Raw genomic sequence first — 22,963 nt, forward strand, 5'->3', positions numbered from 1 at the left:
CCCTCTGCCCTCCGAGCCCTCTGGAGCTGTCCCGCGGCCCGTCAGTAGACGTCGCGTACGTAGCGTTTGCCGGCGGCGAGCTGCTTGACGTACAGCGCCGCCGCCTCGGGGTCGAGGCCGCCGTGCGCGACGGCGATGTCGCGCAGCGCCCGGTCGACGTCCTTCGCCATCCGGGCCGCGTCGCCGCAGACGCAGACGTGGGCGCCGTCCCGGAGCCAGGACCACAGCTTGGCGCCGTGTTCGCGCATCCGGTCCTGCACATAGACCTTGGCGCGCTGGTCGCGGGAGAAGGCGGTGTCCAGGCGGGTGAGGGTGCCGTCCGCGAGGAAGGCCGTCAGCTCGTCCTCGTAGAGGAAGTCGGTCGCCCGGTGCTGTTCGCCGAAGAACAGCCAGTTGGGGCCCGGGTGTCCCAGCGCGCGGCGCTCCTCCAGGAAGCCGATGAACGGGGCCACCCCGGTGCCGGGGCCGACCATGACCATCGGGGTGTCGGGGCGGGCCGGCGGGCGGAAGTGCGGGGCGCGCCGCACGAAGACGGAGACCGGGGCGCCGGGGGCGGCGTCCGCGAGGAAGGGCGAGCAGACCCCGCCGCGCGGGCGGCCCCGGAGGTTCTCGTACCGGACGACGGAGACGGTGAGCGACACCAGATGGGGGTCGGTCAGCGGGCTGGAGGAGATCGAGTACAGGCGCGGCTGGAGCCGTCCGAGGACGCCTGCCCACTCCTGCGGGGTGGCCCGCACGGGGTATTCGGCCAGTACGTCGACCGCCTGGCGGCCCCAGGACCAGCGGGCCAGTTCGCCCTTGTTGTCGGGGCGCAGCATCTTCTTCAGGGCCCGGTCGCCGGTGCGCTCGGTGACGAAGCCGAGCAGCGCCGGGGTGAGGCGGGTGATGTCGAGGTGGGTGCGGAGCGCGTCGGCGAGGCGGACCCCGCCGAGTCCGGGCACCTCGATCCCGGCCCCGGCGTCCAGGCCGGTCACCGCCAGCCATTCGGCCACCAGCTCCCCGCTGTTGACGGGGTGGACGCCGAGCGCGTCGCCCGCTTCGTAGACCAGCGGTGTGCCGCTCTCGCGGGTGTCGAAGGTGAAGCGGCGGACCTCCTTCCCGGCGCCGGGGAGACTGAGGAGGCGGTTGCCGGCCAGCCGCGCGGTGGCGGGCGCGGGCCTGGCGGCGGCGGCCGGAGCCGGGACGGAGGCCGGTGACGGAGCAGGCGCGGGCGCTCCGGTGAGCCCGGCGAGCACCTGGTCCAGCCAACTGCGGGCGGAGGGTTCGTAGTCGGGCTCGCAGTCGGTGCGCGGGGCGAGCCGGACGGCCCCCAGCTCGTCCAGGCGCTGGTCGAGGCGGCGGCCGTGCCCGCAGAAGTCGTCGTACGAGGAGTCGCCGAAGGCCAGCACGGCGTATCTCCGGCCGTCCAGGGGCGGGGTGTCGGGGGCGGTCAGCGCCTCCCAGAACCCGGAGCCGTTGTCGGGGGCGTCGCCGTCGCCGAAGGTGCTGGTGATCAGCAGGAGGTCGGCGGCGGGCGGGAGGGCGCGCGGGTCCGCCTGGTCCATGCCGAGGAGCCGGGCCCGGTGGCCGGTCTCGGTGAGCCGGTCGGCGGTGGCGGCGGCGAACTCCTCGGCGTTGCCGGTCTGCGAGGCCCACAGCACCACCACCTCGCGGCCCGGGGAGGCGGGCGGTGCGGGCTCGGCGGCCGGCTGTGCGGTGCGGGAGTACATGCCGGCCAGGACGCCGTTGACCCAGCGCGCGTGCTCCGCGTCGAAGGGCGCGCCGGCCGGGAGGACGGGGACCCCGGGCCTGCCCGACTCCAGCCCGGCCAGGAAGCCGACGAGGTACTGGCGTTCGTGGGCGGTGAGCACGGGCGGCGGGGTGTCCTCCAGGCCGAAGACACCGGCGGCACCGGGCGAGGGCGCGGCGGGCACAGGCGCGGCGGGCGCGGGCGGCTCGACGGCGGGGACCGCACCGGGTGCCGGGGAGATCACGACCTCGGTGGCCGACTTCGTCAGCGTCACGGCGCACATCTTGAACTCCGGCTGGAAGGAGATCGGGTCCACGGCGTCGCTGGTCACCGCGTTGACGCTGAGGTACTCGCCGAACAGGTCGTTCCAGTGGAACGGCGCGAAGCAGCACCCCGGGCGGACCCGGTCGGTCACCACGGCGGGCAGCACGGCCCGGCCGCGCCGGGAGGCGACCTCGACGGCGTCGCCCTCGGCTATCGCGAGCCGCGCCGCGTCCTCGGGGTGCAGTTCGACGAAGGGGGCCGGGTTGAGCTTGTTGAGCTTGGCGACCTTCCCGGTCTTGGTGAGGGTGTGCCACTGGTGCTGGAGGCGGCCGGTGTTGAGGACGAACGGGTAGTCGTCGTCCGGCATCTCGGCGGCCGGGACGTGCGGCCGGGCGTGGAAGACGGCGCGCCCGCTCGGTGTCGGGAACACCGGGCCGCCGCCGTCCGGGGCGAGGTAGCGGACCGGGTTGCGGTCGGGGCCGTCGGCGGTGGGGGCGGGCCACTGCACGGGCGTCGTCCGCAGCCGTGCGTAGGTCACGCCCCGCAGGTCGTAGCCGGTCCTCGGGTTGGCGGCGCCCTTGATCTCCTCGAAGACCTCCTCGGCGTCGGCGTAGGTGAAGGCGTCGGCGTACCCCATCGCGCAGGCGATCCGGGCGATGATCCGCCAGTCCGCGAGGGCCTCGCCGGGCGGGTCGGCGGCGGGGCGGGCCAGGGTGAGGGTGCGTTCGCTGTTGACCAGCACGCCCTCGCTCTCGCTCCACAGCGCGCCGGGCAGCACGATGTCGGCGTGGGCGTTGGTCTCGGTGTCGGCGAACGCGTCCTGGGTGAGGACGAGTTCGGCGGTCTCCAGGGCCTCGATGACGGTCCGGCGGTTGGCGACCGAGGCGACCGGGTTGGTGCAGATGATCCAGCAGGCCTTGATCTCTCCGTCGGCCATCCGCCGGAAGAGGTCGACGGTGCCCCGGCCCGACCCGTCCTTGCGCAGGGTGCCGGGCTCCAGGCCCCAGAGCTCCTCGGTGAAGGCGCGGTCCTCGTCGGCCAGGACCGAGCGCTGGCCGGGCAGTCCGGGGCCCATGTAGCCCATCTCGCGTCCGCCCATCGCGTTGGGCTGGCCGGTGAGCGAGAAGGGGCCGCTGCCGGGGCGGCAGATCGCGCCGGTGGCCAGGTGCAGGTTGATCAGCGCGTTGGTGTTCCAGGTGCCGTGCGTGGACTGGTTGAGCCCCATCGTCCAGCAGCTCGTCCACTCGGCGGCCTCGCCGATCCACTGCGCGGCGCGGCGGATGTCGTCCTCCGGGAGGCCGGTGATCTCCGCGACGGTGGCGGGCGGGTAGTCCGCGAGGAACTCCGGCATCGCCTCCCAGCCCTCGGTGCGCTCCGCGATGAACGCGGCGTCGGTGTGGCCGTTGGCGTGCAGCAGGTGGAGCAGGCCGTTGAGGAGGGCCAGGTCGGTGCCGGGGCTGATCTGGAGGAAGAGGTCGGCCTTGTCGGCGGTGGCGTTGCGCCGGGGGTCGACGACGATCAGCCGGGCGCCCGCCTTGACCCGTTCCATCATCCGCAGGAAGAGGATCGGGTGGCAGTCGGCCATGTTGGCGCCGATGACGAGGAAGACGTCGGCGTGGTCGAGGTCCTGGTAGGAGCCGGGCGGGCCGTCGGCGCCCAGCGAGAGCTTGTAGCCGGTGCCCGCGCTCGCCATGCACAGCCGGGAGTTGGACTCGATCTGGTTGGTCCGTACGAAGCCCTTCGCCAGCTTGTTGGCCAGGTACTGGGCCTCCAGGCTCATCTGTCCGGACACGTAGAAGGCGACCGCGTCGGGCCCGTGCTCGTCGATGACCGCCCGCAGCCGGCCCGCCGCGGCGGTGATCGCCTCGTCCACACCGGCCGGCACGGCCTCGGAGCCGCGCCCGGGGCGCATCAGCGCGGTGGTGAGCCGGCCGGGGGCCGCGAGCATGTCGGCCGTGGTCGCGCCCTTGGTGCACAGCCGCCCGGAGTTGGCGGGGTGGGTCTTGTCGCCCGACGCCTTGAGCACGGTACGGCGTCCGTCGGGCCCGGAGGCGATGTCCAGGACCATGCCGCAGCCCACCCCGCAGTACGAGCAGACCGTACGGACCTGAGCGACGTCGGCCGACGAGGTCGGTGGGGGCACCGCAGGGACCTTCCGTCGATCGGATCGTGCCCCGACCGTACGAAGGGTCCGTTACGCCGGGATGACCCCGGCCGATCATGGGCGGTAACGCTCGCCGCACATCCCCCGGGCCCCGGGTGTGAGACGTCCGGGCGGGGGTCAGCCCTCCTCGGTGAGCTGTTCGTCGAGTTCGTCGAAGAGCAGTTCGCTGTGGTCGACCTGGCCCGTCCGGTAGGCGGAGCGCGCGACCAGATGGGCGGCCACCGGGCCGGTCATCAGCTGGAAGAAGCCGATCAGCCCGAGCGTGGCGAGGTCCATTCCGCTGCGCAGCCGCAGCGCGACCCCGGCCAGCACGATCAGCATGCCGAGGGACTGCGGCTTGGTGGCGGCGTGGCTGCGGGAGAGCACGTCGGGAAACCACAGCATGCCGAGGACGCCGAGCAGACAGACGGCCGCGCCGATCAGCACCAGGACCGCGCCGGCTGTGTCGACGGTCTGGAGCCAGACGCTCATGGGGTGTCCTCGTCGGTCCGCCGGGGGGATGCGGCGCGCGGCCGGCCCGGCGGCCGGTCGCGTACGGCGATGAAGCGCGCGATGCCGACCGAACCGGTGAAGCCGAGGAAGGCCAGCACCAGCATGATCGGGAAGTAGAACGGGTCCCGGGCGAACGCCGACTTGGCGCCGAGCCCGGCGATGATGAGCGCCGCGCAGACGTCCAGCGAGATCGCCCGGTCCAGCATGGAGGGGCCCCACCAGATCCGGGCCAGCAGCCCGGCGCCGGCGAGGACGATCAGGACCACGGCCGCGATGAGCAGCACCCGGTCCGCGGTCTCGGGCGCGCTCATGCGTCCTCCTCCTGGTCGCCCGGCCGTTCGCCGGGGTGCGGTGGGGGCGGCCCGGCGACCCGGTCGATCTCGTCGCGGGTGCCGAAGGCCCGTACGGTCAGCTCCTCCAGCCGCCGGACGGTGCGCCGGGCCTTGTCCAGTTCGGCGGGCCGGTCGGCGTCCAGGACGTGCAGGAAGAGGGTGGCGGTGGCGCGGCGGACCTCGACGACCGAGCCGCCGGGCACGTTGGACACGGCGACGGCTGTCGCGGCGAGCATCAGGTCCGAGCGGCAGCGCAGGGGGACGGCGATGACGGCCGCCCGGTGCGGGTGGTCGCCGAAGATCTGCCGGGTGACCCGTACGCCGGAGGTGTACATGTCGTAGAGCAGATAGCCGGCCAGCCGCAGGATGCCCCAGGGGTGCAGGCGCAGCCCCAGGTCCACCTGCGGCAGCGGGAACGCCAGGCAGACGGCCACCGCGACGACGAGGCCGGTCAGCACGTTGGCCCAGTTCAGGCTGGACCAGAGCAGCACCCAGATGACGGTGAGCCAGGCCAGCAGCGGGAGGTCGAGCACGCGCCGCCGGCTGCCGCGCAGTTCGCAGCTGAAGGGCGGCAGGTCCTTGTTGCGGAAGGAGAAGGTGATGAGGCGTTTCACCGGCCGAGCACCGCCTCGACATAGGGGGTACGGGCGAGGAGTTCGACGGCCGAGCGGTCGGTGTACGAGGTGAGCGGTCCGGCGAACACGGTGAAGGCGAGGCCGAGTACGACGGTGGCGGCGGTCGCCCAGGTCATGGGGCGCGGCAGCTTGGTCGTGGTGGTGACGGCGTGGCCGTGCAGGGTGGCGGCGACCGCGCGCCCGGCCGGCTGGTGCCGCAGGCGTACGCCTTCGTCGCCGGTGCCGGGCATCCGGTCGGGGCCCGCGTCGGCGTCGCCGTCGTCGTCCTCGTCCTTGGACTCCAGGACGGTGCCGTCGGCGGCCTGGCCGGGGGGCGCGGCCCGCCAGAAGGCCAGGTTCCAGACCTTGGCCATCACGTACAGCGTGAGCAGGCTGGTCACGGCGGAGCCGACGACCAGGATCCAGGCCCAGACCCCGCCGTCGTCGACACCGGCGCGCATGAGTCCCAGCTTGCCGATGAAGCCGGACAGCGGCGGGATCCCGGCCAGGTTCATCGCGGGTACGAAGAAGAGGAGGGCCAGCACCGGGGCGGCCCGGGCGATGCCGCCGAGGCGGGTGAGTTCGGTGGTGCCGCCCCGGCGTTCGATCAGCCCGGCCACCAGGAAGAGGGTCGTCTGCACGGTGATGTGGTGGACGACGTAGACGATCGCGCCGCCGTACGCCTCCCGGGTGGCGAGTCCGATCCCGAAGACCATGTAGCCGATGTGGCTGATGAGGGTGAAGGAGAGCAGCCGCTTGAGGTCGGTCTGGGCGACGGCTCCGAGGATGCCGACGGTCATCGAGGCGAGCGCGGCCAGCATCAGCAGGTCGCCGAGCCGGTTACCGGGGAAGAGCAGGGTCTCGGTGCGCAGCATGCAGTAGACGCCGACCTTGGTGAGGAGGCCGGCGAAGACCGCGGTGACGGGGGCGGGCGCGGTCGGGTAGGAGTCGGGCAGCCAGGCGGCGAGGGGGAAGACGGCGGCCTTGATCGCGAAGACCGTCAGCAGCATCGCCTGGATCAGGGTCTGGACGCCGAGCGGGAGCGCGGCCAGCCGTCCGGCCAGCTGGGCGAAGTTGGCGGTGCCGGTCGCCGCGTACGTCATGGCGATGGCGGTGAGGAAGAGCAGCGAGGAGAACAGCGAGATGATCACGTAGGTCGAGCCCGCCCGGACCCGGGGGCCGGTGCCGCCGAGGGTCAGCAGGACGAAGCTGGCGACGAGCATGATCTCGAAGCCGACGTACAGGTTGACCAGGTCCCCGGCGAGGAAGGTGCAGGAGACCCCGGCGACCAGGATCAGATAGGCGGGGTGGAAGACCGCCACGGGGGTCTCCTCGTCCCGGTCGGACATGCCCTGGCCCAGGGAGTAGACCAGGACGCACAGGGTGACGGCCGAGGAGATTGTCAGCATCAGGCCGGAGAGCCGGTCGGCGACCAGGGTGATGCCGAGCGGAGGTGCGAAGTCGCCGAGGTGCACGGACAGCGGGCCCTGGCTGTCGGCGGCGACCATCAGCGCGACCGACAGCCCCAGGACGGCCGTGAGGACGGCGACGCTGATGAAGCGCTGGAACTGCTTGAGCCGGGTGCCGAAGGCAAGGCTGAGTCCGGTCGCGCAGAGCGGCAGCAGCACCGGCAGCGGGACGAGTGCGTTCATCCGGTGTCTCCTGGGTTCTCGGCGTCGGGTGCGGGGCCCTCGGCGTCCTGGCGCGCGTAGTCCTCCGGGTCCGCGCCCAGCACGTCGTGCCACAGGTCGCCGGAGGCGTCCCGGCCCCGGGCCTGGAGGGCGCGGTCGGCGCGCAGTCTGGCCCGCAGCCGGCGGCGCTCCTCGCGGTAGCGGCGGCGGGCCTCGGCGGTGCGCTCGGACTCGGCCCGGTACTGCTCGCGCAGTTCGTCGCGCTCCCCCAGCACCTCGGCGCGGAGCACGATCCGCCGGTCCTCCAGGTCGTCGTGGACCTCGTCGGTGCCGGTGAGCTGGTGGCTGCGGTAGGCCATGGCGAGGAGGAACGCGGTGGTGGCGAGGGTGATGACGATGGCGGTGAGGGCGATGGCCTGGGGCAGCGGGTCGGTGACCCGGCCCAGATCGACGCCGTAGAGCAGGGGTTCGCGGCCGGCCCGTCCGGTGGCGGACAGGATCAGCAGGTTGATGCCGTTGCCCGCGACGACCGCGCCCAGCAGGATCCGGGTCAGCGGCCGGGTGAGCATGAGGATGCCGCCGACCGCGCACAGGACGGCGGCGGTGGCGAGCAGTGAGGCGCTGACGGTCATGGGGCGGCGCCCTCCGCTCCGGTGGCCGGTCCCGGGGTGCGCCCGCCCGCCTGTTCGGCGGCGGCGCGCTCGATCTGCCGGTCGACCTTGGCGCCGAGGGCCCGCACGATGTCCAGGACGACGCCCAGGACCAGCAGATAGACACCGCAGTCGAAGAGCACCGGCGTACCGAAGTGGTAGTCGCCGATCAGCGGGAGGTGGCCGTGGTAGGTCCAGGCGTGCAGGACCGCGCCGTGGGTGAGGCCGAGCAGGGCCACCCCGGTGGACAGGAAGAGGCCGAGTCCGGTGAAGAGGCCGGGCTGCAGGGGCGCGGCCTCGGCGAGTTCGAAGCGGCCGCCCGCCAGGTATCGGGTGATCAGGGCGACTCCGGCGACCAGACCGGCGACGAAGCCGCCGCCCGGCATGTTCTCGGCGCAGAACAGCAGATACACCGAGAGCACCAGGATCGGGTGGAACAGCAGCCGGGCCACCACCTCGAAGACGATGGAGCGGTGCTCGGGCGCGAGCGTGGCACCGGCCGCCAGCCAGCTGCGCTCGGGGGCTCCTTCGTCGCCCTGCGGCAGCCCGGTCAGCGGGCCCGTGGTCACCGACCAGGCGGTGTGCCCCCGGGACTCCGGCGGCGCGGCGGGCCCCTCGGCGCGGCGGTGCAGATAGATGAGGCTGGTGACGCCGATCGCGGCGGCGGCCAGCACGGCGGACTCGCCCATCGTGTCCCAGGCGCGCAGGTCCACCAGGATCGTGGCGACCACGTCCTTGAGGCCGTGGTCCGCGGTCTCCTCGACCATGGCGGCGCCCGCCGGGGCGGCGGTGCGCGCGGCGGCGGCGACCCAGACCACGACGCTCAGGGTGGCCGCGGCGGCGAGGGCCACGGGGATGCGGACGGCCCGCCGCCAGCTGCTGACCGACTCCTGGAAGTGGACCGGCATCCGCCGCAGCACCAGCACGAACACGATCATGGAGACGGTCTCCACGCAGAACTGGGTGAGCGCCAGGTCGGGGGCGCCCTGGACGACGAAGAGCAGCGCGGTCCCGTATCCGGTGAGCCCGGCCAGCACCACGGCCTTCATCCGTCGCCGGACGGTGAGGGAGAGCAGGGCCGCCACGCAGGTCAGCGCGGCGACGGCGCCCTGCAGCGGTACGTCCCAGAGCCGGGGCGGGCCGGCGCCGTGCCAGGGCCGGTCCGCCACGAGCACGGCGAGCTGGCCGGCGAGCATCACCAGCAGGGTGGTGGCGAGGTAGACGGAGAGCGAGCCGCGCTGGACGAAGCCGGTGACCTGGAGGGAGAGGCGTTCCAGGCCCAGGAGCAGTTGGCCGAAGACGCCGTCGGCGGTGGGCCAGGCGATGCGCCGGGAGAGCCGGGTGATCCGGTCGCGCGCGGCGAAGAGCACGGCGCCGCCCGCCGTGGCGAGGACGGAGAGGAACAGGGCGGTGCCCCAGCCGTGCCAGAGCGCGAGGTGGTAGGGGTGCGCGACGGGCGGGAAGACGTTCGCGTACGTGCTCAGCAGCCGGTCGGTCCAGCCGACGCCGGGGCCGAGGACGAGCCCGCAGACCGCGAGCAGGGCGGGCGCGGCGAGGAAGGACCAGCCGACCCGGTGGACGGGGGTGTCGGCGACTCCGGGCTTGCGCAGGAAGGCGCCCCAGACGAACCGGACGGTGTACGCGACGGTCAGCATCGACCCGGCCACCGCGATCCCCAGTGCCCAGCGGTCCACGGTGTCGCCGTAGAGCAGCGCGTCGAACGCGGCCTCCTTGGCGGCGAAGCCGAGCAGCGGGGGCAGGGCGGCCATCGAGGCGGCGGCGAGCACCCCGACGGCGCAGACGTGCGGCAGGGCCCGGCCGACTCCCGAGAGCCTGCGCAGGTCCCGGGTGCCGGCGGCGTGGTCGACGATGCCGGTGACGAGGAACAGCGGGGCCTTGAAGAGCGCGTGACCGAGGATCATCACGGCGGCGGCCAGCGCCGCGTCGCGGTTGCCGACGCCCGCGAGCAGCGTGAGGAAGCCGAGCTGGCTGACGGTGCCGTAGGCGAGGACGATCTTGAGGTCGTTGAGCCGCAGCGCCCGCCAGCCGCCGAGCAGCATGGTCGCGGCGCCCAGGGTGATCACGACGGGCCGCCAGACGGGGACGTCGGAGAAGGCGGGCGCGAGCCGCGCGACGAGGTAGACCCCGGCCTTGACCATGGCGGCGGCGTGCAGATAGGCGCTGACCGGGGTGGGCGCGGCCATGGCGTTCGGGAGCCAGAGGCTGAAGGGCCACACGGCGGACTTGGAGAGCGCCCCGCACAGGATCAGCACGACGGCGGCCGAGACGGCGGCGCTCGTGGCGGGCGGGTGGGCCAGGATCGCGGAGATGCGGTAGGTGCCCGCGACATGACCGATGATCAGGAAGCCGACCAGCATGGCGAGTCCGCCGAGGGTGGTGACGGTGAGCGCCTGGAGCGCGGAGCGGCGGCTGTGCCGCTGCTCGCTGTCGTATCCGATCAGCAGGTAGGAGAAGACCGTGGTCAGCTCCCAGAACACATAGAGCGTGATCAGGTCGTCGGCCAGCACGAGGGCGAGCATGGCCCCGGCGAAGGCCAGCAGGTTCCCGGCGAATCCGGCCAGCCGGGGGGTGGCGTCGGTGAAGTAGGAGGCGCAGTGGACCAGGACGAGCGTGCCGACGCCGGCCGCGAGCAGCACCATGAGTTCGGCCAGTGCGTCCAGGCGCAGGCCGACGGTGACGTCGTAGGCCGGCATCCAGGTCCACGACCAGCCGGCCGAGCCCCCGGAGGCGGCGGTGTTCCACTGGGTGAAGGCCCAGCAGGTGGTGGCCGCGGGCGGCAGGGCGAGCACCAGGAAGGCGCGCGTCCCCAGCCACCGCACCAGCGGGCGCGCGCAGGCGGCGAGGACGAAGTGGCAGACGATGAGCGCGGTCATACGGCCCCGCGGAGTGCCCCGCGCCCGCCCGGTGAGGGCGTACGGGATCCGGCCGCGCCGGGGGGTGCGGCGCGAGGGACTACAGAACGGACAGTGCGCACTAAATACAGATATATCCCCGGCCGTGCTTCACCCGTACGGCGCGCCGCGCCCACTGCCGCGCAGTGCGATCAGTTGCGTCCCGCACACCGGCCGCCGGGGCGGACGGCGCCGCTTCCGAGGCCGCTCAGGGCAGGACCGCCACCCCGTCGATCTCGACCAGCGCCTGTTCGTCCCAGAGCCGGGCGGTCCCGATGACGGCCATCGCGGGGTAGTCGCGGCCCGCCAGCCGGCGCCAGATCTGCCCCAGCTCCGGGGCGTGGGCGCGGTAGTCGTCGACGTCCGTGGCGTAGACGGTGACCCGGGCGAGGTCCGCCGGGGAGCCGCCGGCCGCGCGCAGGGCGGTGAGCAGGTTGGCGAGGGCGACGGCGAACTGTTCGGGCAGGGACGTCCCGGTGACGTCGCCCCGGTGGTCCAGGGCGGTCTGCCCGGCCAGGAAGACCAGCTGGCTCCCGGTGGCGGTGACCGCGTGCGAGAAGCCGGTGGGCGGTGAGAGTTCTGCGGGGTTGATCCGGTGGATCGGGCTCATGCGGAGGGCTCCCTGTTCGCGTACAGCTCCTTGGCGATGATGGTGCGCTGGACCTCGCTGGCCCCCTCGTAGATCCGGGGGGCGCGGACCTCGCGGTAGAGGTGTTCGAGCAGATGACCCCGGCGCAGGGCGCGGGCGCCGTGCAGCTGGACGGCGGTGTCCACGACGTACTGCGCGGTCTCGGTGGCGTACAGCTTGGCCATCGCGGCGCGGCGCGGCACGCCCGGCTCCCCCGCGTCGTACGCGGCGGCAGCCGCGTAGACCAGCAGCCGGGCGGCCTCGGTGCGGGTGGCCATCTCGGCGACCTGGTGGGAGACGGCCTGGAGGTCCGCGAGCGGCCCGCCGAACGCGGTGCGGGTCGCGGTGTGCTCCACGGTGGCGTCGAGGGCGGCCGCGGCCATCCCGACGGCGAAGGCGCCGACGCTGGGCCGGAAGAGGTTGAGGGTGTTCATGGCGACCCGGAAGCCCCGGTCCGGTTCGCCGAGCACATCGTCGGGGGTGACCGGGACGCCGTCGAAGCGGAGGGCGCCGATGGGGTGCGGGGAGAGCATGTCCAGCGCGCTTCCGGTCAGGCCGGGCCGGTCGGCGGGGACCAGGAAGGCGGTGACACCGCGGGCCCCGGCGTCCCGGGTCGTGCGGGCGAAGACGGTGTAGAAGTCGGCCTCCGGGGCGTTGGAGATCCAGCACTTCTCGCCGGTCAGCCGCCAGCCGTCCGGCGCGGGGGCGGCGTCGAGCGCGAGGGCCGCCGCGTCCGAGCCCGCCCCGGGCTCGCTGAGCGCGAAGGCGGCGACGGCGCGTCCGGCCCGGACCCCGGGGAGCCAGCGCTCGCGCTGGGCGGGGGTGCCCGCCTGCGCCACCGGGGCGCTGCCCAGGCCCTGGAGCGCGAGGGCGGTCTCGGCCTCCGTGCAGCCCCGGGCGAGTGATTCGCGCAGCAGACAGAAGCCGAGGGCGCCGGAGCCGAGCATCCGGTCCAGCAGGCCCAGCTCGCCGAGCGCGGCGATCAGCGGGCGGTTGACGTGTCCCGGCTCGCCCTCGCCGGCGAGCGGGCGCAGCCGCTCCTCGGCCAGGGTGCGCAGCTCCTCGCACCAGGCGGTCTGTGCCGGATCGAGCGAGAATGCCGTCATACCGGCGCCTCTCCTGTCGAAAGCCCCGCCGGACCGCTCTTTTTATCGCGGACCGTTGACTACCGTCACCCAAACGATACGCTCCAAGGGCGACAAGGGGGCGATCCTTCATGGACCCGAATACCTCAGCGCACATCGACGGCTTCGCCAGGGAACATCTGCCGCCCGAGGACCAGTGGCCGGAACTGGTCTTCGACCTGCCCGAGCTGCACTATCCGGACCGGCTCAACTGCGCCGCCGAGCTGCTGGACCGCACGGCCGAGCGCTTCGGTCCCGGCCGCCCGGCCTTCCGTACGCCCGACGGCGGGGTGCTGAGCTACGGGGAGCTGCGGGAGCTGGTCGACCGGATCGCCCATGTCCTCACCTCGGACCTGGGGGTCGTGCCCGGCAACCGCGTCCTGCTGCGCGGCCCCACGACGCCGCATCTGGCGGCGTGCTGGCTGGCGGTGCTGAAGGCGGGCGCCGTCGCCGTCACCGTACTGGCCCAGCAGCGCGCCACCGAGCTGACCACGATCTGCTCGATCGCCCGGATCAGCCATGCCCTGTGCGACGCCCGCTCGGTCGAGGACCTGGTGAAGGCGGGGGTGCCGGGGCTGCGGATCACGGCGTACGGGGGCGGGGCGCCGGACGACCTGCTGCGGCTGGCCGAGGCCCGGCCGGGGCCGTACCGGGCCGTGGACACCGCGGCGGACGACGTCGCGCTGATCGCCTTCACCTCGGGGACCACCGGGCGCCCCAAGGGCTGTATGCATCTGCACCGCGATGTGCTGGCCGTCGCCGACACCTTCTCCCGGCACGTCCTGCGGCCGGAGCCCGACGACGTGTTCGCCGGCAGTCCGCCGCTCGGCTTCACCTTCGGGCTCGGCGGTCTGGTGCTGTTCCCGCTGCGCGCGGGCGCCTCCGCGCTGCTGCTGGAGCAGGCCGGCCCCAGGCAGTTGCTGCCCGCACTGGCCGAGCACCGGGTCTCGGTGCTGTTCACGGCGCCGACCGCCTACCGGGTGATGCTCGATCAGCTCGACGGGCACGACCTGTCCGCGCTGCGGCGCTGCGTGTCGGCGGGCGAGAACCTGCCGGTCGCCACCTGGCGGTCCTGGTACGAGCGGACCGGGCTGCGGATCATCAACGGCATCGGCGCCACCGAGCTGCTGCACATCTTCGTCTCCGCCGCCGACGAGGCGATCCGCCCCGGCACCACCGGCGTCCCGGTCCCCGGCTGGCAGGCGCGGGTGGTGGACGGGGACGGCACCCCGGTGCCGGACGGCGAACCGGGGCTGCTGGCCGTGCGCGGACCGGTCGGCTGCCGGTATCTCGCCGACGAGCGGCAGCGGGAGTACGTACGGCACGGCTGGAACATCACCGGCGACACCTATGTGCGCGACGCGGACGGCTACTTCCGCTATGTGGCCCGCGCCGACGACATGATCATCTCCTCCGGGTACAACATCGCGGGCCCCGAGGTCGAGGAGGCCCTGCTGCGCCATCCCGAGGTGGCCGAGGCGGCGGTGGTGGGCCGGGCCGACGAGCTGCGCGGCCGGATCGTCGCCGCCTACGTGGTCCTGCGGGAGGGCTCCACGCTCACCGCCGACGGGCTGCGCGCCTTCATGCGCGCCGAGCTGGCCCCGCACAAGTGCCCGCGCCTGTTCACCTTCCTGCCCGCCCTCCCCCGGACCGCCACGGGCAAACTGCAACGGTTCAGGCTCCGCGAGGACGAACCCGGTGCGGCCGCGGCCGCACCGGACCGAGAATGATCACATGGCCGAACCGCACACACCCCGCTCGCTGATCGTCACCCTGTACGGCGCCTACGGCCGCGCCCCCGGCGACGCCCCGATGCCGGTGGCCGAACTCATCCGGCTGCTGGGCGCGGTCGGCGTGGACGCCCCCGCCGTACGGTCCTCCGTCTCCCGGCTGAAGCGGCGCGGGCTGCTCGTCGCGGCCCGCACGAGGGACGGGGCGGCCGGATACGCGCTCTCGGCCGACGCCCGCCAGCTGCTCGACGACGGCGACCTGCGGATCTACCGGCACCCGGCGCCCCGGCTGGGCGAGGGCTGGGTGCTGGCCGTCTTCTCCGTCCCCGAGGCCGAGCGCCACAAGCGCCATCTGCTGCGCTCGCGGCTGTCCCGGCTGGGGTTCGGCACGGCCGCGCCCGGCGTCTGGATCGCCCCGGCGGGGCTGTACGAGGAGACCCGGCACACTCTGGAGCAGCTGGAACTCGCCCCCTACGTCGATCTGTTCCGGGGTGAGCACCTGGGCTTCGCGGCCACCGGGGAGTCGGTGGCCCGCTGGTGGGACCTGGCGGCGCTGGCCCGGCTCCACCACGACTTCCTCGGCACGAACGAACCGGTGCTGCGGAGCTGGGAGTCGGCTGCGGACGCGGCCCCCGATCCGGAGCGGGCCTACCGGGACTATCTGCTGGCCCTGGACTCCTGGCGCCAGCTGCCGTACGCGGACCCGGGGCTGCCCCGGGAGCTGCTGCCCGAGGACTGGCCCGGCGCCAGGTCGGCGGAGGTGTTCGGGCTGCTGCACGAGCGGCTGCGGGACGCCGGAGCGGCGTTCGTGCGGGGCCGCTAGGGCGTGTCGTCGAACTGGTGTCGTTGCCCGCAGGGCGGCCGGGCAGCGTCAGTCCGACGACGCGCCCTAGCCCAGGGTGAGCCGGGGTTTCGGCGCGTCCGTGCGGCCCGTCGGCGGGGTGCGGTTGCCCGCGCGGTACGGGAGCGGCCAGGGCGCGCCCGGCCCGGCGTAGTCCTGGTCGGCCGCCGCGTGGAGCGTCCAGTGCGGGTCGTACAGATGGGGGCGGGCCAGCGCGCACAGGTCCGCGCGGCCCGCGAGCAGCAGGGAGTTGACGTCGTCCCAGGAGGAGATGGCGCCCACCGCGACGACCGGGACGCACAGGGTGTTGCGGATCCGGTCGGCGTACGGGGTCTGGTAGGAGCGTCCGTACTCGGGCCGCTCGCCGGGGACGACCTGGCCGGTGGAGACGTCGATGGCGTCGGCCCCGCGGGCGACGAAGGCGCGGGCGATCTCGATCGCGTCCTCGGCCGTCGTGCCGCCCTCGGCCCAGTCCGTGGCGGAGATCCGGACGGTCATCGGCCGGTTGTCGGGCCACTGTTCACGGACCGCGTCGAAGACCTCCAGCGGGAAGCGGAGCCGGTTCTCCAGCGGTCCGCCGTAGGCGTCGGTGCGCCGGTTGGTGAGCGGGGAGAGGAAGCCGGAGAGCAGATAGCCGTGGGCGCAGTGGAGTTCGAGGAGGTCGAATCCGCAGGCGTCGGCGCGGCGGGCGGCGGCGGTGAACTGCTCCCGGACGGTGTCGAGACCGGCCCGGTCCAGGGCCTCGGGGACCTGGCTGACGCCTGCGGTGTACGGGATCGGGGAGGCGGCCGTCAGCGGCCAGTTGCCGGTGTCGAGGGGCTGGTCGATGCCCTCCCACATGAGCTTGGTCGAGCCCTTGCGGCCGGAGTGGCCGAGCTGGACGCCGATGGCGGTGCCGGGTGATCCGGTGTGCACGAAGTCGGTGATCCGGGTCCAGGCGGCCGCCTGTGCGTCGGTGTAGAGGCCGGTGCAGCCGGGGGTGATGCGGCCCTCGGGGCTCACACAGACCATTTCCGTCATGACGAGCCCGGCGCCGCCGAGCGCCCTGGCCCCGAGATGGACGAGGTGGAAGTCGCCGGGGACGCCGTCGGTGGCCGAGTACATGTCCATGGGCGAGACGACGACCCGGTTGCGCAGCTCCAGGCCGCGCAGCCGCAGCGGGGCGAACATCGGCGGGGTGCCGGGCGCACAGCCGAACTCGTCCTCGACGGCCGCGGTGAACGCGGGGTCGCGCAGTCTCAGGTTGTCGTGGGTGACCCGGCGGCTGCGGGTGAGGAGGTTGAAGGCGAACTGCCGGGGCGGCTGGTCGACGTACGTACCCAGCTCCTCGAACCAGCGCAGGCTGGCCGCTGCGGCGCGCTGGGTCGACTCGACGACGGGCCGGCGCTCGCCCTCGTACGCGGCGAGGGCGGCGGGCAGGCCGGGCTGTTCCTCGATGCAGGCGGCGAGCGCGAGGGCGTCCTCGACGGCGAGCTTGGTGCCGGAGCCGATCGAGAAGTGGGCGGTGTGGGCGGCGTCGCCGATCAGGACGGTGTTGCCGTGCGACCAGCGGCGGTTGACGACGGTGCGGAAGGTGAGCCAGGAGGAGTTGTTGGAGCGCAGCGGCCGGTGACCGAGGGCCTCGGCGAAGATCTTGGCGCAGTGGCGGGTGGACTCGGCGGGGGTGCAGATGTCGAATCCGGCGGCGCGCCAGACCTCTTCGCGCATCTCGACAATGACGGTGGAGGCGTCCGGGGAGAAGGGGTAGGCGTGCAGCTGCATCACGCCGTACGCGGTCTCGGCGGTCTCGAAACGGAAGGCGTCCAGGGCGAAGTCGGCGGCGAGCCAGATGTAGCGGCAGCGGTGGGCGGTGACGCGGGGCCCGAAGCTCTCGGCATGGGCCTCGCGGGTGAGGCTGTGCACGCCGTCGGCGGCGACCACCAGGTCGTGGGTGGCGGCGAGTTCGGCGGCGGGCGGGGCCTGCTCGCGGAAGCGGAGCCGTACGCCGAGCCCGGCGCAGCGCTCGTGCAGGATCTCCAGCAGCCGGCGGCGGCCGAGCGCGGCGAAGCCGTGGCCGCCGGAGGTCTGGGTGTGGCCCCGGTGCACGATGTCGATGTCGTCCCAGCGGACGCACTCGCGCTGGAGCGCCCGGTGGACGACGGGGTCGGCGTGCTCGATGCCGCCGAGGGTCTCGTCGGAGAGGACGACGCCGAAGCCGAAGGTGTCGTCGGGGGCGTTGCGCTCCCAGAGGGTGATCTCGCGCTCCGGGCCCAGCCGCTTGAGCAGGGCCGCCGCGTAGAGCCCGCCGGGGCCGCCGCCGATGACCGCGATACGGCGGAGTGCGGCGGGGCCACCGGCGGCGGGGGCGGTCACCGGCCCTGCCATTTCGGCGGCCGCTTCTCGGTGAACGCGGCGTGGAACTCGGCGTAGTCCTCGCCGTGCATCAGCAGGGCCTGGGTGGCGGCGTCCATCTCGACCGAGGCGGCGAGCGGCATGTCCAGCTCGGCGGTGAGCAGCGCCTTGGTCTGGGCGAGGGCGAGCGCGGGCCCGTCCGCGAGGCGGCGGGCGAGCGCGGCGGCGGTCTCGTCGGCGCGGCCCTCCTCGGCGAGGTCGCTGATGAGCCCGATCCGTTCGGCCTCGGGGGCGCGGACGGGTTCGCCGAGCATCAGCAGCCGGGTGGCGTGGCCGAGGCCGACCACGCGGGGCAGCAGGTAGGCCGCGCCCATGTCCCCGCCGGAGAGCCCGACCCGGGTGAAGAGGAAGGCGAACCTGGCGGTGGGGTCGGCGACCCGGAAGTCGGCGGCCAGCGCGAGGACGGCGCCCGCTCCGGCGGCGACGCCGTGCACCGCGGCGACGACGGGGAACGGGCACTCCCGCAGGGCCCGTACGACCTGACCGGTCATCCGGTTGAAGTCGAGCAGCTGGGCGGTGTCCATCGCGAGGGTGGCGCCGATGATCTCGTCGACGTCGCCGCCGGAGCAGAAGCCGCGCCCCTCGCCGGCCAGCACCAGCGCCCGTACGGAGCGCTCCCGTGACAGCTCGGCCAGCAGGTCGCGCAGATCGGCGTAGGCGCCGAAGGTCAGCGCGTTGAGCCTGTCGGGGCGGGCGAGGGTGACGGTGGCTACACCGTCCCGCGTCGTCACCCGCAGATGGCGCCAGTTCTCCGTACAGGGCGCGGAGCTGGGAAACGGGCTCATGGAGGGTGTCCCCTTCGGCCGTCGGGGTGCTGCCAGACCCCGAATTTATCACTCGTACGTGACTTCCGTCACGAGTACGCGATAAGCGGAGCGTGCGGACGTAGTGACGAACGTCCCCTTCGTACCGGTCGGCAGACCCTTGCCCGTGTCGCGGGGCTTCGTATGGTTGAAAACAAGAAGTCTTGAGCGTCGGGAAGCTTGAGCCCAAGGCTGTTCGCGCTCTCCTGAACGGAAGCCCCGCCGTGCCGTCCGATGTCCCCGTCCCCGCCTCCTGGCGCGTGGCACTGCCGCACTCCGCGGCCGCTGTGCCGATCGCCCGCGCGCTGATCCGTACGGCGCTGGCGGACATCGACGCCCCGGCCGACAGCGACACCGCCGAGCTGCTGACCGCCGAGCTGGTCGCCAACGCCGTGGAGCACACGCCCGGCGACGAGCCCATCGAGCTGGTGGTCGAGCTCATGCCGACCGGCTGTCAGGTGGAGGTGCACGACCGGGATCCGGCCCCGCCGGGCGATCTGTCCCGCCCGGAGCCGGGCTGCGAGCCGGACCCCTGGCAGGAGCACGGCCGGGGGCTGCTGCTGATCCGCACCCTCAGCTCCTCCTGCGGCCACCGCACCACGGAGCACGGCAAGGCGGTCTGGTTCACCCTGCCGTCGCCCACCCGGCCGCCGCTGTGAACCGGCAGGGCGCTCAGCCCGCGTCGGGGGCGGCCAGCCGTGAACGGCTCCGCCCGTAGCAGGCGTACACCACCGCGCCGACGGCGAGGAACACCGCGAACTGCACCCAGGTCGTCCAGCCGGTCCCGTACATGAGGTAGACGCAGAAGCCCACGCCGATCAGCGGGCTGAGCGGGTACAGCGGGACCCGGAAGGAGCCCTTGACCTCGGGGTTGCGGCGGCGCAGCACGAGCACGGCGACATTGACCGCGACCATGGTGGCAAGCGTCCCGATGGTCGTCAGGTTGACCACCACGTCGAGCGAGGAGAAGGCCGCCGGTACGGCGAAGACGACGGCGACGATCCAGGTGTTGGCGACCGGCGTCGAGGTGCGCGGCGAGACCCGCTCGAAGACCCGGGGCACGAGGCCGTCGCGGGACATGGACATCAGGATGCGGGTCTGTCCGTACATCACGGCGAGGACGACCGAGGCGATGGCGACGACCGCTCCGAACGCGATGATGCCGCCGCCGACCGCGGAGTCGGTGACCTGGTCGACGATCAGCGAGAGCGCGGCGGGCTTGTCGGAGACGACCTCCGGGCCGAGTGCGCCGATCGCGGCGAGGGCGACCGCACAGTAGAGCAGGGTGACCAGGCCGATGCAGATCATGATCGCGACCGGGATGTTCCGCCGGGGGTTCTTGACCTCCTCGCCCGCCGTGGTGATGGCGTCGAAGCCGATGTACGAGAAGAACGCCAGCGACGCCCCGGCCGTGACCCCGCCCGCGCCATGGGCGGCGAACGGGGTGAGGTTGCCGTGCTCGAACGCGGTGAAGGCGATGACGCAGAACAGGATCAGAATGGTGATCTTCAGGACGGCCATCGCGGCGGTGGCGCCGGCGCTCTCGCGGATGCCGCGCACCAGCAGGGTGGCCGCCATCATGACCACGATCACCGCGGGCAGGTTGATCACCCCGCCGTCGCCGGGCCCTGCGGAGAGCGCGGCGGGCAGCTGGTGGCCGAAGAGGCTGTGCAGCAGTTCGTTGACGTACTGGCTCCAGCCGACCGCCACGGCGGAGACCGAGACGCCGTACTCCAGGAGCAGGCACCAGCCGACGAGGAAGGCGACGCGCTCGCCGAGGGTGGCGTAGGCGAAGGAGTAGGAGCTGCCGGAGACCGGGATCGCGCTGCCCAGCTCGGCGAACGAGAACGCGGTGAAGATGCAGGTCACCGCGGCGAGGACGAAGGAGAGCACCACGGCGGGTCCGGCCTCGGCCACGCTGTCGGACAGACCCACGAAGATGCCGGTGCCGACGACCGCGCCGACGCCGAAGCACACCAGCTGGAAGAGGCCCATGGTGCGCTTGAGGCCGTGGCCCTCCAGGTCGGCGCCGGACTCGGCGATCAGCCGGTGGGGGTCCTTGACGCGGTGCGGGGGGCCGGGAAGGCGCAGGGGGCTCACGGCGGCGTTCTCATCTCTGGCGGTGCGTGGGGGGACGGTGCGCGGGGGCGTGGGGGCCGTCGCGCGCACGAAAAGGGGGTTCGAGCGTGCGAGCTCGAACCCCACCAACGGCCACCATCATAGGCACTCACCCGCATGTTCACCCAAATGGGTGCATGGCCATACGGGCGGGCGGCCCGGCGCCGGTCAGCTCCCGGCCATCGTGGCCACCAGCACGGCCTTGATCGTGTGCATCCGGTTCTCCGCCTCGTCGAAGACGACGGAGTGCGCGGACTCGAACACCTCGTCGCTGACCTCCAGCTCGGTCAGCCCGTGCCGGGCGTGGATGCCGCGCGCCACCTCGGTGCCGAGGTCGTGGTACGCGGGGAGACAGTGCAGGAACTTCACGTCCGCGTTCCCGGTGGCCCGCAGGACGTCCATGGTGACGGCGTAGGGCGCGAGGGCGGCGATGCGCTCGTCCCAGACCTCCTTGGGCTCCCCCATCGAGACCCACACGTCGGTGGCGACGAAGTCGGCGCCGCGCACCCCCTCGGCGACGTCCTCGGTGAGGGTGACGCTCGCCCCGGAGGCCCCGGCCAGCTCCCGGGCCCGCTCGACGACGGCATCGGCCGGCCAGTAGGCCCTGGGCGCGACGATGCGCACGTCCATGCCCAGCAGCGCTCCGGTGACCAGGTAGGAGTTGCCCATGTTGAACCGGGCGTCGCCCAGGTAGGCGAAGGCGATCCGCTCCAGCGGCTTGGCACTGTGCTCGGTCATCGTGAGGACGTCGGCGAGCATCTGCGTGGGGTGCCAGTCGTCGGTGAGCCCGTTGAAGACCGGCACTCCGGCGTGGGCCGCCAGCTCCTCCACGGCCTGCTGGCTGTCGCCCCGGTACTCGATCCCGTCGAACATCCGGCCGAGGACGCGGGCGGTGTCCTTGACGGACTCCTTGTGCCCCATCTGGGAGCCGGAGGGGTCGAGATACGTGGTGGAGGCGCCCTGGTCCGCGGCGGCCACCTCGAAGGCGCACCGGGTGCGGGTCGAGGTCTTCTCGAAGATCAGCGCGATGTTCCGCCCGGTCAGGCGCCGCGTCTCGGTCCCCGCCTTCTTCGCGGCCTTGAGCTCGGCGGCCAGGCCGATCAGGCCGCGGAACTCCTCGGCCGTGAAGTCCAGCTCCTTGAGGAAGTGGCGGCCTGCGAGATCTATGGCCATGGTGACTGCTCCTGGGTCGGGCGGGGGGACGCATACGGTAACCCTGGAAGTCTATACGACGCAATGCATCGCTATACAGAGCCTCCGCAGGGCCGTCCGGCGTCCCCCCGCCGGCCCCGGCTACACCGGGTCGCGGACCACCGGGCAGCTCATGCAGCGCGGACCGCCGCGCCCCCGGCCCAGCTCGCTGCCGCGGATCTCGATGACCTCGATGCCCTCCTTGCGCAGATGGGTGTTGGTGGTGGCGTTGCGCTCGTAGGCGACGACGACGCCCGGCTCGACGGCCAGCACATTGCACCCGTCGTCCCACTGCTCGCGCTCGGCCGCGTGCACGTCCTGGATGGCGGTGAGCACCCGGATCGAGTCGAGCCCCAGCGCCTCGGCGATCGCCCGGTGCATGTGCTCGGGCGGGTGGTCGGTCACCTTGAGGTCGCGCGGGCCGTCCCCCGGCTCGATCGTGTACGAGCGGAGCATGCCCAGGCCCGCGTACTTGGTGAAGGTGTCCCCGTCGACCATCGTCATCACCGTGTCCAGGTGCATGAAGGCCCGGCTCTTGGGCATGTCGAGCGCCACGATCGTCCGGGCGGACCCGGCGTCGAACAGCCCCCGGGCCAGCATCTCCACGGCCTGCGGAGTGGTGCGCTCGCTCATCCCGATCAGGACGGCGCCCCGGCCGATGACCAGGACGTCGCCGCCCTCGATGGTGGAGGGGTAGTCGTCCTGGCCCTGCGACCAGTGGTGGAAGGCGCCCGCGTCCGGCCCGGTGAACAGCGGGTGGTGCCGGTAGATCGCCTCGAAGTGGACGGTCTCGCGCTGCCGGGCCGGCCAGCGCATCGCGTTGATGGAGACCCCGTCGTAGATCCAGGCCGATGTGTCCCGGGTGAAGAGGTGGTTGGGCAGCGGGCCGAGCAGGAAGTCGTCCAGGTCCATCACATGGAAGCGCACCGAGGTCGGCTCCCGGAACCGCTCCAGGAACTCCCGCTTGGTCATCCCGCCGACCAGCGCCTCGCAGAGCTCGGGGGCGGACAGCTCCTCGAAGGCGGCCCGCAGATGCTCGGTGGCCAGCGGGCCGTACTCCTTCTCCGCGAACACCCGGTCCAGGACCAGCCGCCGCGCCACCGGGATCTCCAGCGACTCACGGAGCAGATCGCCGAAGAGGTGCACATCGACTCCGCGGTCGCGCAGCACGTCCGCGAAGCCGTCGTGCTCCTGACGGGCCCGGCGCACCCAGAGCACGTCGTCGAAGAGCAACGCGTCCTTGTTGCTCGGGGTGAGCCGTTTCAGTTCCAGATCGGGGCGGTGCACGATGACGCGGCGCAGCCGCCCGGCCTCGGAGTCGACATGGAATCCCATGCCCACATCCTGAC

General features: G+C 73.1%; 17 protein-coding genes. 3 read left to right on the forward strand and 14 right to left on the reverse strand.

Annotation, left to right across the window (positions count from 1 at the left end; translation table 11 throughout):
- Positions 1-41 precede the first annotated feature (41 nt).
- The 9 genes from RLT58_RS08125 to RLT58_RS08165 all read right to left on the reverse strand — a co-directional run bounded on the left by RLT58_RS08125 (position 42) and on the right by RLT58_RS08165 (position 12,522).
- The gene (locus tag RLT58_RS08125; RefSeq protein WP_399131847.1) at positions 42-4,061 is read right to left on the reverse strand and encodes a bifunctional nitrate reductase/sulfite reductase flavoprotein subunit alpha; all 4,020 of its coding nucleotides are present in this window, start codon (positions 4,059-4,061) and stop codon (positions 42-44) included.
- 213 nt (positions 4,062-4,274) lie between these two features.
- Entirely contained in the window at positions 4,275-4,628 is a 354-nt protein-coding gene (gene mnhG, locus RLT58_RS08130) for a monovalent cation/H(+) antiporter subunit G (RefSeq protein ID WP_311309722.1), read from the reverse strand.
- Positions 4,625-4,960 carry an MrpF/PhaF family protein gene (locus tag RLT58_RS08135; protein ID WP_311309723.1) on the reverse strand — a complete coding sequence of 112 codons (336 nt, stop codon included), beginning with the start codon at positions 4,958-4,960 and terminating at the stop codon, positions 4,625-4,627. The genes mnhG and RLT58_RS08135 overlap by 4 nt, the downstream gene beginning before the upstream one ends.
- Positions 4,957-5,595 (reverse strand): Na+/H+ antiporter subunit E, encoded by a 639-nt coding sequence (locus RLT58_RS08140; RefSeq protein WP_311309724.1) that lies wholly within the window; start codon positions 5,593-5,595, stop codon positions 4,957-4,959. The genes RLT58_RS08135 and RLT58_RS08140 overlap by 4 nt, the downstream gene beginning before the upstream one ends.
- On the reverse strand, positions 5,592-7,247 hold the full coding sequence (locus tag RLT58_RS08145) for a Na+/H+ antiporter subunit D (protein WP_311309725.1): 1,656 nt from the start codon (positions 7,245-7,247) through the stop codon (positions 5,592-5,594). Before RLT58_RS08145 ends, RLT58_RS08140 begins: the two co-directional genes overlap by 4 nt.
- The gene (locus RLT58_RS08150; RefSeq protein WP_311309726.1) at positions 7,244-7,858 is read right to left on the reverse strand and encodes a Na(+)/H(+) antiporter subunit C; all 615 of its coding nucleotides are present in this window, start codon (positions 7,856-7,858) and stop codon (positions 7,244-7,246) included. Before RLT58_RS08150 ends, RLT58_RS08145 begins: the two co-directional genes overlap by 4 nt.
- A complete protein-coding gene (locus RLT58_RS08155) occupies positions 7,855-10,770 on the reverse strand; it encodes a Na+/H+ antiporter subunit A (RefSeq protein WP_311309727.1) in 2,916 nt (971 codons plus the stop codon). The genes RLT58_RS08150 and RLT58_RS08155 overlap by 4 nt, the downstream gene beginning before the upstream one ends.
- Before the next feature lie 226 nt (positions 10,771-10,996).
- Positions 10,997-11,398: a RidA family protein gene (locus RLT58_RS08160; RefSeq protein WP_311309728.1), complete on the reverse strand. Its 402-nt coding sequence runs from the start codon at positions 11,396-11,398 to the stop codon at positions 10,997-10,999.
- Complete coding sequence (locus tag RLT58_RS08165; protein WP_311309729.1) at positions 11,395-12,522, reverse strand: acyl-CoA dehydrogenase family protein; 1,128 nt, start codon at positions 12,520-12,522, stop codon at positions 11,395-11,397. The genes RLT58_RS08160 and RLT58_RS08165 overlap by 4 nt, the downstream gene beginning before the upstream one ends.
- Positions 12,523-12,632: 110 nt before the next feature.
- Between RLT58_RS08165 and RLT58_RS08170 the strand changes: the two genes are divergently transcribed.
- Both RLT58_RS08170 and RLT58_RS08175 read left to right on the forward strand, forming a co-directional pair.
- Entirely contained in the window at positions 12,633-14,270 is a 1,638-nt protein-coding gene (locus tag RLT58_RS08170) for an AMP-binding protein (protein ID WP_311309730.1), read from the forward strand.
- 4 nt (positions 14,271-14,274) lie between these two features.
- On the forward strand, positions 14,275-15,093 hold the full coding sequence (locus tag RLT58_RS08175; protein ID WP_311309731.1) for a PaaX family transcriptional regulator: 819 nt from the start codon (positions 14,275-14,277) through the stop codon (positions 15,091-15,093).
- A 66-nt stretch (positions 15,094-15,159) separates the two neighbouring features.
- Here RLT58_RS08175 and RLT58_RS08180 read toward each other — a convergent pair whose 3' ends face one another.
- Positions 15,160-17,475: a bifunctional salicylyl-CoA 5-hydroxylase/oxidoreductase gene (locus RLT58_RS08180; protein ID WP_311309732.1), complete on the reverse strand. Its 2,316-nt coding sequence runs from the start codon at positions 17,473-17,475 to the stop codon at positions 15,160-15,162.
- A complete protein-coding gene (locus RLT58_RS08185; RefSeq protein WP_311309733.1) occupies positions 17,460-18,287 on the reverse strand; it encodes an enoyl-CoA hydratase family protein in 828 nt (275 codons plus the stop codon). Before RLT58_RS08185 ends, RLT58_RS08180 begins: the two co-directional genes overlap by 16 nt.
- A 242-nt stretch (positions 18,288-18,529) precedes the next feature.
- Here RLT58_RS08185 and RLT58_RS08190 point away from each other — a divergent pair, with 242 nt between their 5' ends.
- Complete coding sequence (locus tag RLT58_RS08190; RefSeq protein ID WP_311309734.1) at positions 18,530-18,964, forward strand: ATP-binding protein; 435 nt, start codon at positions 18,530-18,532, stop codon at positions 18,962-18,964.
- 13 nt (positions 18,965-18,977) lie between these two features.
- Here the strand turns inward: RLT58_RS08190 and RLT58_RS08195 are convergent, their stop codons facing one another.
- The 3 genes from RLT58_RS08195 to RLT58_RS08205 all read right to left on the reverse strand — a co-directional run bounded on the left by RLT58_RS08195 (position 18,978) and on the right by RLT58_RS08205 (position 22,949).
- On the reverse strand, positions 18,978-20,405 hold the full coding sequence (locus RLT58_RS08195) for an amino acid permease (protein ID WP_311309735.1): 1,428 nt from the start codon (positions 20,403-20,405) through the stop codon (positions 18,978-18,980).
- Between the two features lie 186 nt (positions 20,406-20,591).
- A complete protein-coding gene (gene argF / locus RLT58_RS08200; protein ID WP_311309736.1) occupies positions 20,592-21,596 on the reverse strand; it encodes an ornithine carbamoyltransferase in 1,005 nt (334 codons plus the stop codon).
- A 120-nt stretch (positions 21,597-21,716) separates the two neighbouring features.
- Complete coding sequence (locus RLT58_RS08205; protein ID WP_311309737.1) at positions 21,717-22,949, reverse strand: arginine deiminase; 1,233 nt, start codon at positions 22,947-22,949, stop codon at positions 21,717-21,719.
- Positions 22,950-22,963: the final 14 nt, after the last annotated feature.

It is taken from the genome of Streptomyces sp. ITFR-16, assembly GCF_031844705.1.
Taxonomy (GTDB): Bacteria; Actinomycetota; Actinomycetes; order Streptomycetales; family Streptomycetaceae; genus Streptomyces.